This is a genomic window from Pseudomonas sp. Kh14, assembly GCF_900291005.1.
Lineage (GTDB): Bacteria > Pseudomonadota > Gammaproteobacteria > Pseudomonadales > Pseudomonadaceae > Aquipseudomonas > Aquipseudomonas alloputida.
This window is the reverse complement of sequence record NZ_OLKJ01000029.1, coordinates 131,769-147,465: the sequence shown is the minus strand read 5'-3', so window position 1 is coordinate 147,465 and position 15,697 is coordinate 131,769. Positions and strand designations below refer to the sequence as shown.

General features: G+C 62.4%; 18 protein-coding genes. 15 read left to right on the top strand and 3 right to left on the bottom strand.

Annotation, left to right across the window (positions count from 1 at the left end; translation table 11 throughout):
- Nucleotides 1–186: 186 nt before the first annotated feature.
- From paaA to FQ668_RS28565, 10 genes are all read left to right on the top strand, one after another.
- Nucleotides 187–1,176 (top strand): 1,2-phenylacetyl-CoA epoxidase subunit PaaA, encoded by a 990-nt coding sequence (paaA, locus tag FQ668_RS15455; RefSeq protein ID WP_010954157.1) that lies wholly within the window; start codon nt 187–189, stop codon nt 1,174–1,176.
- Between the two features lie 25 nt (nt 1,177–1,201).
- On the top strand, nt 1,202–1,483 hold the full coding sequence (gene paaB / locus FQ668_RS15450) for a 1,2-phenylacetyl-CoA epoxidase subunit PaaB (protein WP_004374528.1): 282 nt from the start codon (nt 1,202–1,204) through the stop codon (nt 1,481–1,483).
- A gap of 8 nt (nt 1,484–1,491) precedes the next feature.
- A complete protein-coding gene (gene paaC, locus FQ668_RS15445) occupies nt 1,492–2,250 on the top strand; it encodes a 1,2-phenylacetyl-CoA epoxidase subunit PaaC (RefSeq protein WP_014590945.1) in 759 nt (252 codons plus the stop codon).
- Nucleotides 2,237–2,770, top strand: a complete 534-nt coding sequence (gene paaD / locus FQ668_RS15440) for a 1,2-phenylacetyl-CoA epoxidase subunit PaaD (RefSeq protein ID WP_014590946.1) — start codon at nt 2,237–2,239, stop codon at nt 2,768–2,770. The genes paaC and paaD overlap by 14 nt, the downstream gene beginning before the upstream one ends.
- A 15-nt stretch (nt 2,771–2,785) precedes the next feature.
- Complete coding sequence (gene paaE / locus FQ668_RS15435; protein ID WP_019438587.1) at nt 2,786–3,862, top strand: 1,2-phenylacetyl-CoA epoxidase subunit PaaE; 1,077 nt, start codon at nt 2,786–2,788, stop codon at nt 3,860–3,862.
- 152 nt (nt 3,863–4,014) lie between these two features.
- Nucleotides 4,015–4,323 carry a DUF485 domain-containing protein gene (locus FQ668_RS15430; RefSeq protein ID WP_004374508.1) on the top strand — a complete coding sequence of 103 codons (309 nt, stop codon included), beginning with the start codon at nt 4,015–4,017 and terminating at the stop codon, nt 4,321–4,323.
- Nucleotides 4,320–5,882: a cation acetate symporter gene (locus FQ668_RS15425; RefSeq protein ID WP_014590948.1), complete on the top strand. Its 1,563-nt coding sequence runs from the start codon at nt 4,320–4,322 to the stop codon at nt 5,880–5,882. Before FQ668_RS15430 ends, FQ668_RS15425 begins: the two co-directional genes overlap by 4 nt.
- Nucleotides 5,883–5,921: 39 nt before the next feature.
- Nucleotides 5,922–7,154: an OprD family porin gene (locus FQ668_RS15420; protein ID WP_019438588.1), complete on the top strand. Its 1,233-nt coding sequence runs from the start codon at nt 5,922–5,924 to the stop codon at nt 7,152–7,154.
- 37 nt (nt 7,155–7,191) lie between these two features.
- Complete coding sequence (paaZ, locus tag FQ668_RS15415) at nt 7,192–9,246, top strand: phenylacetic acid degradation bifunctional protein PaaZ (RefSeq protein ID WP_019438589.1); 2,055 nt, start codon at nt 7,192–7,194, stop codon at nt 9,244–9,246.
- Nucleotides 9,247–9,489: 243 nt separating this feature from the next.
- Nucleotides 9,490–9,660 carry a hypothetical protein gene (locus FQ668_RS28565; RefSeq protein WP_155295797.1) on the top strand — a complete coding sequence of 57 codons (171 nt, stop codon included), beginning with the start codon at nt 9,490–9,492 and terminating at the stop codon, nt 9,658–9,660.
- A gap of 78 nt (nt 9,661–9,738) precedes the next feature.
- Here the strand turns inward: FQ668_RS28565 and FQ668_RS15410 are convergent, their stop codons facing one another.
- Together FQ668_RS15410 and FQ668_RS15405 are read right to left on the bottom strand one after the other, a co-directional pair.
- Nucleotides 9,739–10,008 carry a DUF6555 family protein gene (locus tag FQ668_RS15410; RefSeq protein WP_004374494.1) on the bottom strand — a complete coding sequence of 90 codons (270 nt, stop codon included), beginning with the start codon at nt 10,006–10,008 and terminating at the stop codon, nt 9,739–9,741.
- A 166-nt stretch (nt 10,009–10,174) separates the two neighbouring features.
- On the bottom strand, nt 10,175–10,384 hold the full coding sequence (locus FQ668_RS15405) for a general stress protein (protein WP_014590951.1): 210 nt from the start codon (nt 10,382–10,384) through the stop codon (nt 10,175–10,177).
- A gap of 235 nt (nt 10,385–10,619) precedes the next feature.
- On the opposite strand from FQ668_RS15405, the gene FQ668_RS15400 reads away from it, so the two are divergent.
- Nucleotides 10,620–11,018, top strand: coding sequence for an NUDIX hydrolase (locus FQ668_RS15400; RefSeq protein ID WP_014590952.1), 399 nt, complete (start codon nt 10,620–10,622; stop codon nt 11,016–11,018).
- 1 nt (nt 11,019) lies between these two features.
- On the opposite strand, the gene FQ668_RS15395 is transcribed toward FQ668_RS15400, so the two are convergent.
- The gene (locus FQ668_RS15395; protein WP_026031947.1) at nt 11,020–11,571 is read right to left on the bottom strand and encodes an ATP-dependent Clp protease proteolytic subunit; all 552 of its coding nucleotides are present in this window, start codon (nt 11,569–11,571) and stop codon (nt 11,020–11,022) included.
- Between the two features lie 123 nt (nt 11,572–11,694).
- On the opposite strand from FQ668_RS15395, the gene FQ668_RS15390 reads away from it, so the two are divergent.
- Genes FQ668_RS15390 through FQ668_RS15375 form a run of 4 tightly spaced genes read left to right on the top strand, consistent with a single transcriptional unit; the run spans nt 11,695 to nt 15,669 of the window.
- The gene (locus tag FQ668_RS15390; RefSeq protein ID WP_014590954.1) at nt 11,695–12,747 is read left to right on the top strand and encodes a DUF72 domain-containing protein; all 1,053 of its coding nucleotides are present in this window, start codon (nt 11,695–11,697) and stop codon (nt 12,745–12,747) included.
- Nucleotides 12,744–13,517 carry an endonuclease/exonuclease/phosphatase family protein gene (locus FQ668_RS15385; protein WP_014590955.1) on the top strand — a complete coding sequence of 258 codons (774 nt, stop codon included), beginning with the start codon at nt 12,744–12,746 and terminating at the stop codon, nt 13,515–13,517. The genes FQ668_RS15390 and FQ668_RS15385 overlap by 4 nt, the downstream gene beginning before the upstream one ends.
- The gene (gene clsB / locus FQ668_RS15380; protein ID WP_053867985.1) at nt 13,514–14,716 is read left to right on the top strand and encodes a cardiolipin synthase ClsB; all 1,203 of its coding nucleotides are present in this window, start codon (nt 13,514–13,516) and stop codon (nt 14,714–14,716) included. The genes FQ668_RS15385 and clsB overlap by 4 nt, the downstream gene beginning before the upstream one ends.
- Nucleotides 14,716–15,669, top strand: coding sequence for a lysylphosphatidylglycerol synthase domain-containing protein (locus FQ668_RS15375; protein ID WP_012052312.1), 954 nt, complete (start codon nt 14,716–14,718; stop codon nt 15,667–15,669). Before clsB ends, FQ668_RS15375 begins: the two co-directional genes overlap by 1 nt.
- The last annotated feature ends 28 nt before the right edge of the window (nt 15,670–15,697 follow it).

Genomic DNA, 15,697 nt, shown 5'->3' with positions numbered 1-15,697 from the left:
CCATTTCGGCCCCGGCATTGTCCGGGGCCTTTTTTTGCCTGCGTTCCGCCGGGCAAACGCTGCTGCGCGACAGCCCTCTTGGCTGTCAACGTGATACACAAATCTTACTTGATACACATAAATGTGTTTGACGTTATCTTTTGTATCGCTTACAAATGACTCATGCCTTAGCAGGAGTCGCAGCACATGTACGCACAGCTAGTGGAAACCGGAGTCAAGCGCATCAAGTCGCTGGAAGAGATGTCCCCCGAGGAACGCAACTTCCAGGAAAAGATCGATGCCGAAATCAAGATCGAAGCCAAGAACTGGATGCCCGAGGCCTATCGCCAGACCCTCATCCGGCAGATCTCCCAGCACGCCCACTCTGAAATCGTCGGCATGCTGCCCGAAGGCAACTGGGTCACCCGTGCCCCCAGCCTCAAGCGCAAACTGCAGCTGATGGCCAAGATTCAGGACGAAGCCGGCCACGGCCTGTACCTGTACAGCGCCATGGAAACCCTGGGGGCTGACCGCGACGAAGAAATCGCCAAACTGCACAGCGGCAAGGCCAAGTACTCGAGCATCTTCAACTACCCCACCCTCAGCTGGGCCGACATGGGCGCTGTGGGCTGGCTGGTGGACGGCGCCGCCATCGTCAACCAGGTGGTACTGCAGCGCACCTCTTACGGCCCCTACTCCCGCGCCATGATCCGTATCTGCAAGGAAGAGAGCTTCCACCAGCGCCAGGGCTACGAAATGCTGCTGACCATGATGCGCCAGGGTACTCAAGCCCAGCGCGACATGGTTCAGGACGCCATCAACCGCTTGTGGTGGCCAGCGCTGATGATGTTCGGCCCGAGCGATGAACACTCGCCCAACAGCGCCCAGTCGATGGCCTGGAAGATCAAGCGCCAGACCAACGACGAACTGCGCCAGCGCTTCATCGACCAGACCGTGCCGCAGCTGGAACTGCTTGGCTGCACTGCGCCTGACCCTGAGCTGAAGTGGAACGCCGAGCGCGGCCACTACGACTTCGGCGAAATCCAGTGGGACGAGTTCTACGAAGTGATCAAGGGCAATGGCCCGTGCAACCTGGAACGTGTCGCCACCCGGCGCAAGGCTATCGAGGATGGCGCCTGGGTACGCGAGGCCGCCGTGGCCTATGCGCGCAAGCAACAGAATAAGAACGCCGCCTGAGCGGCGATTGATGCGGAGATCGAAAATGTCTGTCTGGACCCTCTACGAAGTGTTCGTGCGCAGCAAGCACGGCCTTAACCACAAGCATGTCGGCAGCGTGCACGCCGCCGATGCCGCCATGGCCATCGAGAACGCCCGCGAGCTCTACACCCGCCGTAGCGAAGGTGTGAGCCTGTGGGTGGTGCCTTCGGCGCTGATCACCGCCTCCTCCCCCGACGAGAAAGACCCGCTGTTCGCCCCCTCGGACGACAAGGTCTATCGCCATGCCAGCTTCTACGAGCTGCCCGACGAAGTCGGACACATGTGAGGTGGGCCATGCATAAAGAAGCCCTAATCCCCTACCTGCTGTTGCTCGGCGACAGCGCCCTGGTCCAGGGCCAGCGCCTCTGCGAATGGTGTGGCCGCGCCCCGGCCATCGAGGAAGAGCTGGCCCTGATGAACGTCGGCCTCGATCTGGTCGGCCAGGCCCGCAACTGGCTGGAGTATGCCGCCGAGCTGCTCGACGATGGCCGAGATGCCGATGCCCTGGCGTTCCGCCGTGACGAGCGCGCCTACCGCAACCTGCTGCTGGTCGAGCAACCCAACGGTGATTTTGCCGTGACCATGACCAAGCAGTTCCTTTACGACGCGTGGCACTTCGCTGTGCTGCAGGGGCTGGTCGAGTCCAGCGACGCGCGAATCGCCGGTATTGCCGCCAAGGCCCTGAAGGAAGTCACCTACCACCTGCGCCGGTCCAGCGAATGGGTACAACGTCTGGGCGGTGGTACCGATGCCAGCCGCCAGCGCATGCTCGCCGCTATCCCGGCACTGTGGCGCTTCACCGTAGAACTGACTGCTGCCAGCGACAACGAAGTCCGTCTGGCCGAATGCGGTATCGGCGCCGATCCAGCTACCGTCGGCGCCACCTGGCTGAAGCAGGTCACCGCGACGTTTGCTTCGGTCGAACTGCCGCTGCCCAAGGCCGCCAGCCACTTCTACCTGGATGGCCGCAAAGGCGTGCACACCGAGCATCTGGGCCTGCTGCTGGCCGAAATGCAGTTCCTGCCAAGGGCCTACCCCGATGCAACCTGGTGAACTGATTGCCGGCGACCGCGGCGCGCGGGCACAGCAAGGCGACGACCTGGCTCGCGCCTGGGCGGTATTGGGCCAGGTCATGGACCCTGAAGTGCCGGTGGTCAGCGTGGTCGACCTGGGGATCGTGCGCGACGTCGACTGGCGCGCCGGCCACCTGCACCTGGTGGTCACCCCGACCTACTCTGGCTGCCCGGCCACCGAGGTGATCGAGGGGGATATCCGCCAGGCGCTGGAACAGGCCGGTTTCACCGCACCAGACCTGGAGCGCCGGCTGACCCCGGCCTGGAGCACCGACTGGATCAGCGAACTGGGCCGCGAGCGCCTGCGCGCTTATGGCATTGCGCCGCCGCAAGGCAGCGCCAGCAAGCGCAGCCTGCTCGGTGAACCGCCCCAGGTGTGCTGCCCGCAATGCGGCAGCGCCCATACCGAATTGCTCAGCCAGTTCGGCTCCACGGCCTGCAAGGCGCTGTACCGCTGCCGCGAGTGCCTGGAGCCATTCGACTATTTCAAATGCATTTGAGCCGTGGAGACCACCATGAGCCAGTTTCACAGCCTGACCATCAAGCAAGTGCGCAATGAGACCCGTGATGCGGTATCGATTGCCTTCGATGTGCCCGAGCACCTGCAGGACCAGTTCCGCTTCACTCAGGGCCAGTACCTGGTGATGCGTACTCAGCTGGACAACGAAGAAGTCCGCCGCTCCTACTCCATCTGTAGCGCCGTACAGGACCGCGAACTGCGCGTGGCCGTCAAGCGCGTACCCGGCGGGCGCTTCTCGGCGTTTGCCAATGAAGTGCTCAAGGCCGGTCAGCAGCTGGAAGTGATGCCGCCATCGGGTAGCTTCTTCGTACCTCTGGACCCGGCTCGCCAGGGTAACTATCTGGGGGTAGCTGCCGGCAGCGGCATCACCCCGATACTGTCGATCATCGCCACTACGCTGGCCAGCGAACCGCACAGCCGTTTCACCTTGCTGTACGGCAACCGCTCCAGTTCGGGGGCACTGTTCCGCGACAAGCTCGAAGACCTGAAAAACCGTTACCTCGACCGCTTGAACCTGATTTTCGTGTTCAGCCGTGAACAGCAGGATGTCGACCTGTACAACGGCCGCATCGACGCCGACAAATGCGGCCAGCTGTTTTCGCGCTGGCTGGACGTTGCCGGCCTGGACGCGGCGTTCATCTGTGGCCCGCAGGCGATGACCGAGACCGTGCATGACAGCCTGCAGGCCAACGGCATGGCCAAGGAACGCATTCACTTCGAGCTGTTCGCCGCCGCCGGCAGCGAGGCCCGCCGCGAAGCCCGTGAGGCGGCACGCCAGGTGGATTCGGCACTTAGCCACATCACCGTGATCAGCGACGGCCGGGCACTGAGCTTCGACCTGCCGCGCAACACCCAGAACGTGCTGGACGCCGGCAACGCCATTGGCGCCGAGCTGCCCTACTCGTGCAAGGCCGGTGTGTGCTCCACCTGCAAGTGCCGAGTGATCGAGGGCGAAGTGGAGATGGACAGCAACCATGCCCTCGAAGACTACGAAGTAGCGGCCGGGTATGTGCTGTCGTGCCAGACCTACCCGGTGAGTGACAAGGTGGTGCTTGACTTCGACCAGCTGTAGACCGAGTCGACTGCTTCGCGGGTAAACCCGCTCCTACAGGGCCTGCGCAGGGCCTTAGGGCGGCATCCTTACCTGCGAAGAGGGCCTGAGCAGCAACGCAATACCCCGCGTGACCTCAACACAACAATTACAAAACCAAGAGATCGCTTGCCATGACACCCGAACGCATAGAAAGCATCGCCAACCACCCCGACTTCCAGCACCTGGTGCGGCGCAAACGCCGCCTTAACGGCAGCCTGACCCTGGCCATGCTGGTGGTCTACTACGGCTTCGTGCTGCTGGTTGCGTTTTCGCCCAGCACCCTCGGCCAGTCCCTCAGCGGCGGCGTGACCACGGTCGGCATGCTGGTGGGCGTGCTGATGGTGCTGCTGTCCTTTGCTCTGACCGGCATCTACGTGCACCGCGCCAACAACGTGCTCGACCCGCTCAACGACAAGGTCAAGCAGGAGTGCGCACAATGAACTGGACCGCCATTTCGATGTTCATGGTGTTTGTCTGCTTCACCCTGCTGGTCACCCGCTGGGCTGCCCTGCGCACCCGCTCGGCCAGCGACTTCTACACCGCCGGCGGCGGCTTGACCGGCATGCAGAACGGCCTGGCGATCGCTGGCGACATGATCAGTGCCGCTTCGTTCCTGGGCATTTCCGCGATGATGTTCATGAACGGCTACGACGGTCTGTTGTATGCCCTCGGTGTCCTGGCGGGCTGGCCGATCATCCTGTTCCTGATTGCCGAGCGCCTGCGCAACCTGGGCAAGTACACCTTCGCCGACGTGGTCAGCTACCGGCTGGCGCAAACCCCGGTGCGCTTGACCTCGGCTTTCGGCACCCTGGTGGTGGCGCTGATGTACCTGGTGGCGCAAATGGTCGGCGCCGGCAAGCTGATCGAGCTGCTGTTCGGCATCAGCTACCTGTACGCGGTGATGCTGGTCGGTGTGCTGATGGTTGCCTATGTCACCTTCGGTGGCATGCTCGCCACCACCTGGGTGCAGATCATCAAGGCAGTAATGCTGCTCTCAGGCACCAGTTTCATGGCCTTCATGGTGCTCAAGCACTTCGGCTTCAGCACCGAGGCCATGTTTGCCAGCGCCGTGGCCGTGCATGCCAAGGGCCAGGCGATCATGGCCCCAGGCGGCTTGTTGTCCAACCCGGTGGACGCTATTTCCCTGGGTTTGGGCATGATGTTCGGCACCGCTGGCCTGCCGCATATCCTGATGCGCTTCTTCACTGTCAGTGATGCCAAGGAAGCACGCAAGAGCGTGTTCTACGCCACCGGTTTCATAGGTTACTTCTACCTGCTGCTGATCGTTGTCGGCTTTGGCGCCATCGTCATGGTCGGCACTGAGCCGTCCTACCGCGACGCCACTGGCGCCATCATCGGTGGCGGCAACATGGTCGCCGTGCACCTGGCCCAGGCCGTCGGTGGCAACCTGTTCCTCGGCTTCATCTCTGCTGTGGCGTTCGCCACCATTCTGGCTGTGGTTGCTGGCCTGGCGCTGTCCGGCGCATCGGCCGTGTCCCACGACCTGTATGCCTGCGTGATGCGCAAAGGCAAGGCTACCGAGCAAGAGGAAATGCGTGTGTCGCGCATTGCCACGCTGGTCATCGGCCTGCTGGCGGTGATCCTGGGCCTGATGTTCGAGTCGCAGAACATTGCCTTCCTCTCCGGCCTGGTGCTGGCGGTGGCCGCTTCGGTCAACTTCCCCGTGCTGCTCCTTTCCATGTTCTGGAAAGGCCTGACCACCCGCGGCGCGGTGTGCGGCAGCATGGCCGGGCTGGTCTCGGCGGTGCTGTTGGTGGTGCTGGGCCCGGCGGTATGGGTCAACGTACTGCACAACGAAACGGCGCTGTTCCCCTACAGCAACCCTGCGCTGTTTTCCATGAGCCTGGCCTTCCTCAGTGCCTGGGTGTTCTCGGTGACCGACAGCTCCGAACGTGCCGTTGAAGAGCGCGGTCGCTACCTGGGCCAGTTCATCCGCTCCATGACCGGTATCGGCGCGGCTGGCGCCAGCAAACACTGACTTCAAGGACGAACAGACATGTCGGGTAAAACAACAACAATGAACCGCACACACTTCATGTCAGCCGCCTGGCTGGCCACCCTCGCCCTGCCCATGCCCGCGCTGGCCGACTTCATCGGCGACAGCCATGCACGCCTGGAGCTGCGCAATCACTACATCAACCGTGATTTTCGGCAGAGCAACGCCCCGCAGGCCAAGGCCGAGGAATGGGGCCAGGGCTTTACCGCCAAGCTGGAATCGGGCTTCACCGAGGGCCCGGTCGGCTTTGGCGTGGACGCGATGGGCCAGTTGGGCATCAAGCTCGACTCCAGCCGCGACCGTCGCAACACCGGCCTGCTGCCTTTTGGCCCGAATAGCCACGAACCGGTCGACGACTACAGCGAGCTAGGCCTGACCGGCAAGGTACGCGTGTCCAAGAGCACCTTGCGGCTGGGCACCTTGCAGCCGATCCTGCCGGTGGTGGTGTATAACGACACCCGCCTGCTGGCGTCCACCTTCCAGGGTGGCCTGCTCACCAGTCAGGACCTCGATGGCCTCACCTTCAATGCCGGACGCCTGACCAAGGCCAACCTGCGTGACTCTTCTGGCCGCGACGACATCGGCTATGGCGCTGTCAGCAGTGACCACCTGGACTTTGGTGGCGGCAGCTACGCCATCACCCCACAAACCACGGTCAGCTATTACTACGCCAAGCTCCAGGACATCTACCGTCAGCAGTTCGTCGGTCTGATCGACACCCGCCCACTGGCAGAAGGTGTGAGCCTGCGCAGTGACCTGCGCTACTTCGACAGCCGCAACGACGGTGCCGAGCGTGCCGGCAACATCGACAACCGTAACTTCAACGCCATGTTCACCCTGGGCGTGCGGGCGCACAAGTTCACCGCCACCTGGCAGCAGATGTCCGGTGACAGCGCCTTCCCGTTCGTCAACGGCGGCGACCCGTTCACCGTCAACCTGGTCACCTACAACACCTTCACCCGCGCCGGGCTGGACTCTTGGCAAGTGCGCTACGACTACGACTTCGTTGCCATGGGCATCCCCGGCCTGAGTTTCATGACCCGCTACACCGACGGTCGCCACGCGGAAACTGCCACCGTGACCAATGGCCGTGAGCGCGAGCGCGACACCGACATCACGTATGTCATCCAGAGTGGCCCGTTCAAGGACGTCAGCCTGCGCTGGCGCAATGTCACCTTCCGCTCCGGCAACGGCCTGACCAACGCCGTGGACGAAAACCGCCTGATCATCGGCTACACCCTGGCGCTGTGGTAACAGCGCCCCCCACTTTTTGAACAGCATGGAGAACAGCATGTCTGCCGCCCCTACTCTGCAAAGTTTCATCGTCGGCCGTTGGCTTGGCCAGCACGGCGCCCAGGCCTTGCGCAGCGCCCTTGACGGCCACGTACTGGCCTACAGCCATGAAGAGCGCCCGGACTTCGCCGAAGCTGTGGACTACGCGCGTGCACGCGGTCTTGCCTCGCTGATGGGCATGGATTTCCAACAGCGTGCCCAACGCCTCAAAGCCCTGGCCCTGTACCTGGCCGAGCACAAAGAGCAGCTCTACGCCCTGTCGCACCACAGCGGCGCCACCCGGGCTGACAGCTGGATCGACATCGAAGGCGGCAACGCCACGCTGTTCTCCTATGCCGGCATCGGCAGCCGCGAGCTGCCGTCGGGTAACCTGGTGCACGAAGGCCCAGCCATACCGTTGGGCAAGCAAGGCCATTTCGCCGGTAGCCACATCCTGGTGCCACGGGCAGGCGTTGCGGTGCATATCAACGCGTTCAACTTCCCTATCTGGGGCATGCTGGAAAAGTTTGCCCCAACGTTCCTGGCCGGTATGCCCTGCATCGTCAAACCGGCGACCTCGACCAGCTATTTGACCGAGGCCGTGGTACGCCTGATGAATGCCTCCGGCCTGCTGCCCGAAGGCAGCCTTCAGCTTGTTATCGGCAGCACCGGCGACCTGCTTGACCGCCTGCAGGGGCAGGACGTGGTGACCTTCACCGGCTCCGCCGACACTGCCGCGAAACTGCGTGTGACGCCCAACCTGATTCGCAACTCGGTGCCGTTCACCGCCGAGGCCGACTCGCTCAACTGCGCCATCCTCGGCCCGGACGTGAGTCCGGACAGCGAAGAGTTTGACCTGTACATCAAGGAAGTGGTGCGTGAAATGACCACTAAAGCCGGGCAGAAGTGCACCGCCATCCGCCGTGCGATCGTCCCGGCCAAGCACCTGGATGCCGTCGCCACCCGCCTGCGCGAGCGCTTGAGCAAGGTCGTGGTTGGCGACCCGTCGCTGGAAGGTGTGCGCATGGGTGCCCTGGCCTCCCATGACCAGCAGCGCGATGTCGGCGAGCGGGTGCGCAGCCTGCTGCAGACTTGTGATCAGCTATTCGGCGCCAGCGATGGCTTTGCCCCGCGTGGCGAAGGCGTGGCTGAAGGCGCGTTCTTTGCGCCAACCTTGTTGCAGGCCCGCGACCCACATGCCGAGGGCGGTGCCCACGATATCGAAGCGTTCGGCCCGGTCAGTACGCTGATGGCCTATGACGACCTCGACGAAGCCTTGGCACTGGCTGCCCGTGGCAAAGGCAGCCTGGTGGCGACCCTGGTCACCGCCGACCGCAGCGTGGCCACCAAGGCTATCCCGGTGGCTGCTGCCTGGCATGGCCGACTGCTGGTGCTCGATAGCCAGGCTGCCAAGGAGTCCACTGGGCACGGCTCGCCGCTGCCGCAGCTCAAGCACGGTGGCCCGGGCCGCGCCGGTGGTGGTGAAGAGCTGGGTGGCCTGCGTGCGGTCAAGCACTACCTGCAGCGCGCTGCAGTACAAGGCTCGCCGAGCATGCTCACGGCGGTCACCGGCGAGTACGTGCGCGGCGGCGAAGTGATCGAAACCGAAGTGCACCCGTTCCGTCGCTACTTCGAGCAGCTGCGTGTCGGCGAGTCGCTGCTCACCCATCGCCGCACCGTGACAGAAGCTGACCTGGTCAATTTCGGCTGCCTGTCAGGCGACCATTTCTACATGCACTTCGACGAAATCGCCGCCAAGGCGTCGCAGTTCGGTAAACGCATTGCCCACGGTTACTTCGTACTGTCGGCAGCGGCCGGGCTGTTCGTGTCGCCCGGTGCCGGACCGGTGCTGGCCAACTATGGGCTGGACACCCTGCGCTTCATCAACCCGGTGGGCATTGGCGATACCATCCAGGCGCGGCTGACCTGCAAGCGCAAGATCGACCAGGGCAAGACCAGCCCGCTGGGGCAGCCGCAGGGGGTGGTGGCGTGGGATGTGGAGGTGACCAATCAGCTGGGTGAGCTAGTGGCCAGCTATGACATCCTGACCTTGGTGCTGAAAAAACCAGCATGATGTGTTGAAGCTACGGCCTCTTCTCGGGCAAGCCGCCTCTGACCGGCACAGCGCCCTTGTAGGAGCGGGTTCACCCGCGAAGAGGCCGGTAGCGGTTCAGGCACCTGGGATCAATACACGTACGTGGCTGAAGTGAAGAATGCAGGCATCTAAACCGTTGGTCAGCGACTGCCAATGCTCAGTGAACCTCGGGCGTGCACCTGTAGCTCTCAATTCATGAGGACCATCAACGAGGACTGCACAATGGATTCCCTACTGCGAATGGGTGGCGGCAATGTTGAAGATGACTGGCCGGAGCTGGAGCCGGATCGACGCAATGATCGGGCAGACGACCCGGATACCGACCCCAATGTGGCTGATGATGAGGAAAACCGGCCCGGCGTCCCGGCCAGCGACCCTGAGTCTGGCGCCTGACACGGTGAGTATCAGCGTATCCTGCAGGAGCGGGCCCGTCCGTTCCTGCAGTTTCTTTTACCGGTTGCAGGCGAGCTATTAAACCATCGCCGCCGGATCGCCCACCGACTGGTTGGGCTTGCTCCCCGAAATCCGCCAGCTCACGGCGGTAATGCCGTAACGCTCGGCCATCGGCCGACTGACCTTCCTGATTTTCTCGCGACCGAACTTGGGAATGATGCCGATGCCCGCATCACAACTTGCCCAATGCCAGGCCTCGGCATTGTCCAGGCGTTCCAGGCGAATGATGAAACTGCGCGGCTGGTCATGCAGTTTGTAATCGATTATGTACAGCTGTGGGCTAGGCATCGCAGGGGGCCTCCTCTTCTCCATGGATGACATTTTGATTGATCGGGCGGTGGCCAGAAGATTCAAAATTTTGTCTAACAAAATGTCATGGCGCGATTCCGGGGCGGCTACCCCGAAATCGCTGCTGGGCACCTATGGGGAGCTGTCGTTCAGCGCAAGCCCCCACTCACTGGCTGCGGTCTGCGCCGTGGCTGTTGCGCCCCCCCTTGCGTCCGGCTTCCGATGCCCGTTGGCGGTCGTTGGCAAAGTTGCCGCCAGATGCCTGGCCACCCTTGTGGCCAGCGCGCGATGCCCTCTCGCGGTCATTGGCAAAGTTACCTGGGTTGGTTTCCTTGGTGCCGCCGCGCTGGCGGGTTCGCTCTTGGTCCTGCGCCATGTCGTTTCTCCTTGCGATGGATTGGCTGATCGCATGAATCGATGCCATGCCTAGCTTCCGAGCCCCCGATCTGTCGCTGTGCTCAATGGTTTTACAATCAGCTGACCGGTGGCACTAAAAACATGCAGCCAGGCTGTTTGCGTGACGGATGTGACCGTTCGTCAGCTTCAACGCAACGTTTATTGCCAGCCAGGGCCGAAACTTCATGCAATAAAGGAATCGCCCAGGAGCCGGAATGAAACCAGTCAAGCATCGCGCCACCATCATTTGCCGGCATGGCAAGCAGCGCCACAAGTGGTTGTGGGTGAGAAAGCCCAAGGCGCCGTGGACCCTTCCAGGCGGCAAGATCGAGCCCAGCGAGACGCCGATGCAGGCCGCGCAGCGGGAGTTGTTGGAAGAGACTGGGCTACAGGCTGAATCGCTGGTGTTGTTGATGCGCCACGAAACGCCAGAGCGTGTGCATTACGTGTTTGCAGCGGAGTTTGCCGAAGCACCGCAGCCCAAGGCCCGGCACGAAATTGTCGACTGCCGCTTTGCCCACCTGGATCAGGTGGCTGTGATGAAGGACGAGATCAAGGCCCTGATCCGCTCCTTGCTGGCTTGTGACGCGGGCACGGCGGCGTCCGTTCGGTAAGCTAGGCGTGCACACTCCACTGCGTTGCGTCTGACGCGATCGGCATCTCGTCGATTGCATGGATCATTCCGTTTTCCAGCGCCTCCCGCGGCGCCAGTATCCTTGGATAGGCCATTAGATAGCGCGGTACATCCAGGACCTCGGCCGCGTCTTTCGTGCGCTCGGCCACGATCTGCGCATACAGGCGCAGGTCGTAATCCAGGCTCATCGCATACTCGGACATACGCGAATGGTCCACCGAACCATGCAAGGTCCAATGAAACGGGTGGAAAAGAAACTTGCTGAAACTGCAAGCCGTGCGTCGCTCTCCGGCAAGGAAGAGGATATTGCCCATGGATTCCACCGTACCCAGGTTGTGGGTATGCACCTCCACGGGTAACGCACGCAGAAAATTGTACAGGGTAAACCCATAGCTGCACTCGCCGCCCATGGTGGCGATGTTCAGTTGCAGAAGCTCGGCACCCTGCTGCAATGCCCGTGAGCAGGTCGTGATCAGGTTGCCGCAGGTAGACGAATTGATCGGTCCGGTGAAGTGGATGATATGTCTGGCCATGCTTGCCTCCGCGGATGGCAGGTCATTGCTTGTGCTTTGCACATCGTCGCCCAACCCGGCCATCTGGCAACGGGAGAAACGCTTCAATGTCATCCTGGCACCCTTCCATGAAACGGGTATGCGGTGGAGACGCCAGCTGCCGCAAAGTTCAACTCGGCGTCAGCATTTCCGTTGGTCAAGCGTTGTGAACCCTCGCCGGCCTTTGCCGGTCGCACCTTCAGAGCGACCGAACAAGGAACCGGCAGTGAGGACGGCAGCGTGAGCGATATTCGCATCGGTATCTCCGGGTGGCGCTATGGCCCCTGGCGCAAGGACTTCTACCCCAAAGGCCTGAAGCAGGACGATGAACTGGCATTCGCTTCACGGGCGGTGAACAGCATCGAGATCAATGGCTCGTTCTACAGCCTGCAAACGCCCGAGCGCTATCTGGGCTGGCGTGAAGAAACGCCGGACGGCTTCGTGTTCGCGGTCAAGGGGCCGCGCTATATCACCCATGTCCGGCGGCTGAAGGAAATCGAAGAGCCAATGGCCAATTTTTTCGCCTCCGGGCCGCTGCTGTTGGGCGAAAAGCTCGGACCGTTCCTGTGGCAGTTCCCACCCAACATGAAGTTCGATGAAGACCGTTTTGCCCGGTTTTTCGAGTTGCTGCCACACAGCCGCAAAGCCGCCCGTGGACGCGCCCAAGGCTGCGCCGAACGCCTCAAGGGCAATGGCAGCCTCGCCATCAAGGGTAATGCACGCTTGCGTCACGCTGTGGAAATCCGCCACGAGAGTTTTCTCTGCGAAGCCTTCATCAAGCTCTTACGCAAGCATCGCGTGGCGCTGGTAGTCGCCGACAGCGCGGGCAAATGGCCTTGTGTCGAAGATGTGACCGCCGACTTCGTCTACATGCGCCTGCATGGGGATGTGGAGCTGTACAGCAGTGGATATACCGCACGCGCGCTGCGGCGTTGGAAGCAGCGTATCCAGCTATGGAGCGAAGGTAACCAGGCGGACGATGCCCGCCTGGTCGTGCCGGGGCCGCCGCCTCGGCGTGCCGCACGGGATGTCTACTGCTATTTCGACAACGACCAGAAGGTACACGCGCCATACGACGCCAGGCGCTTGCTGCAAAAGCTGTCGTTGGACCATGAGCTGATGACCGAGCCAGGCGTGGTGCCGGAGGTGGCCTTGTGAACAGGACCCTGCCCGCCCCACGCTGCATCATCGACAAGGTGACCGCTGTACGCCGGCTCAATGTGTTGACGCTGAACGTGCACAAAGGCTTCACCTTCTTCAACCGTCGCTTCATCTTGCCCGAGTTGCGCGAGGCTGTTCGCGCCACCGGCGCCGACCTGGTGTTTTTGCAAGAGGTGCACGGCAGTCACCAGCAGCACGCCTTGCGCCACCCTGCCTGGCCCGAGACACCGCAGTACGAGTTTCTGGCCGACAGCATGTGGCCGCAGTTCGCCTATGGCCGCAATGCGGTGTATCCCCATGGCGACCACGGTAACGCGCTGTTGTCGAAATTCCCCATCAGCCGCTTCAACAACCTGGATGTGTCGGTGCAGGGCAATGAACAGCGTGGCCTGCTGCATTGCCAGCTGGAGGTGCCGGGCCATGACCAGGTGCATGCGGTATGCGTACACCTGGGCCTGCGCGAAGCACACCGGCAGCGCCAGGTGAAGCTGATGCTGGACCTGCTGGCCAGCCTGCCACCCAACGCGCCGGTCATCATCGCCGGCGATTTCAACGACTGGCGGCTGAAGGCGGACGCGGTGCTCAGCGAACACCTGACAGAAGTCTTCGGCACTCCGGCGCGCAGTTTTCCCGCGCGCCTGCCGTTGTTGCGCCTGGACCGCATCTACTTGCGAAACGCGGTGCCGGGCGCTGCCCAGGTGCTGTCCAAATACCCGTGGTCGCATCTGTCCGACCACGTACCACTGGCTGCGGAGATCAATCTGTGAACCGACCTTGGGTAGACGGCAACGGCGTGCAGTTGCTGATCAATGGCGAGCAGTACTACCCCCGCGTATTCGAGGCCATGGCCCAGGCGCGGGAAGAAATATTGCTGGAAACCTTTATCATCTTCGACGACAAAGTGGGCAAGCAATTGCAGCAGGTGTTGATCGAGGCGGCCCGGCGCGGTGTACGCGTGGAAGTGGCCGCGGATGGCTACGGCACAGCCGAGCTGCCGGCTGAGTTCATTTCAGCGATGACCGACGCGGGTGTAAGCTTTCATGCGTTCGATCCGCAACCGCGCTTGTTGGGCATGCGCACCAACCTGTTTCGCCGCTTGCACCGCAAGATCGTGGTGGTTGATGGTGAACGGGCCTTCATCGGCGGTATCAACTACAGCGCCGACCATTTAGGCGACTTTGGTGCCATGGCCAAGCAGGACTATGCCGTGGAGGTCACTGGGCCGGTAGTGGCGCAGGTACATGCAGCCAGTAAGCGCCTGATGTCTCCCGTTCTGCAGCCACCCAGTGCGGTACGCCCGGTTACCGAGCCCGCCGGAAGCAGCAGTGCTGTATTGATCGAGCGCGACAACGGCATGCGCAGCACTGATATAGAGGCGCACTACCTTCAGGCTTTTCGTAAAGCCAGGCAACGCATTGTCGTCGCCAACGCCTACTTCTTCCCAGGCTACCGATTGATGCGCGAGCTGCGCAATGCGGCCCGGCGTGGCGTGGAGGTTCAGTTGATCTTGCAGGGCCAACCCGACATGCGCTGGGTACGCGCATTGTCGCGCCTGCTGTACAACTACCTGCTGCGCGACGGGGTGAAGATCCATGAGTACTGCCAGCGGCCGTTGCACGGCAAGGTGGCTCTGGTGGACGACCAATGGGCCACCGTCGGCTCCAGCAACCTCGACCCCCTGAGCCTGTCGTTCAACCTGGAGGCCAACCTGTTCATTCGTGATCGGGCCTTCAACCAGCAACTGCACCAGCATCTGCAGGCACTGGCCAGCGAGCAATGCAAACCGGTCACCTTGGAGCGCATGATTCGCGGCTACTGGTGGCGAGCACCGTTGATCTTCGTGTGCTTCCACGTGATCCGCCACTTCCCGCGCATTGCGGGCTGGTTCCCAGCGCACCGGCAGCGTTTGCGCTCGGTGCAGCCGGAAGCCGAACCTCATGGCAACTTGCACGAGGGCAACTCCTGATGGCGCGCAAAAGCTGGCAAACGTGGGGCAAACGTCTGCTCACACTCGCGTTTCTGATCCTGATCCCTGTGCTGTTGTACCTGCTGGCGCGTAACCTGGACTGGAACGAAGTGCGCCAGTCTTTGCTGGCCTACAAACCTGGCACCCTTGCCATCGGCTTGGCGATCGCGTTGAGCAGCTACCTCGCGTTTGCCAGTTACGACCTGTTGGCCCGGGCTTACACCGGCCACACGCTACCTGCCCGGCAGGTATTGCCCGTCGCGTTCGTGTGCTACGCCTTCAACCTCAATTTCACTACCTGGGTAGGCGGGGTTGCCTTGCGCTACCGCCTTTATGGCCGGCTGGGCCTGGATACCGCGACCATTACACGGATCCTCACCTTGGGGCTGTTGACCAACTGGATGGGCTATATGCTGCTGGCCGGCACCGTATTCGCCCTGGGCCTGGTGGAGATGCCCGGTAACTGGGCGGTGGGCACTACAGGCCTGCGCCTGATCGGCCTGCTGTTGCTGGCGATTGCGGGCGGCTACCTGCTGGCCTGTGGTTTCGCCAAGAAGCGCACCTGGTGCTGGCGCGACCACGAAGTGACGCTGCCCTCGCTGCGTCTGGCGCTGTGCCAGGTGGCGCTGGGTGCCAGCAACTGGGCACTGATGGCGCTGCTGATCTTCTGGCTGCTGCCGGGCGAAGCGTTCTACCCATCGATTCTCGGCATCCTGCTGATCAGTTGCGTGGCCGGTGTGGTGGCGCATATCCCTGCGGGGCTGGGCGTGCTGGAAGCGGTGTTTCTGGCCCTGCTGCACGGGCAGATGGCCCAGGGCACGCTGGTGGCTGCCCTGCTCGGCTACCGCACGTTGTACTACCTGATTCCGCTGCTGTTGGCAGTGGTGACCTACCTGATCCTGGAAAAGCGCGCCAAAGCCATGCGCCGGCGCGACAAGCCTGCTCAGACCTGACGAGGGCCTTGTGCCCTGGAGGTGGAAA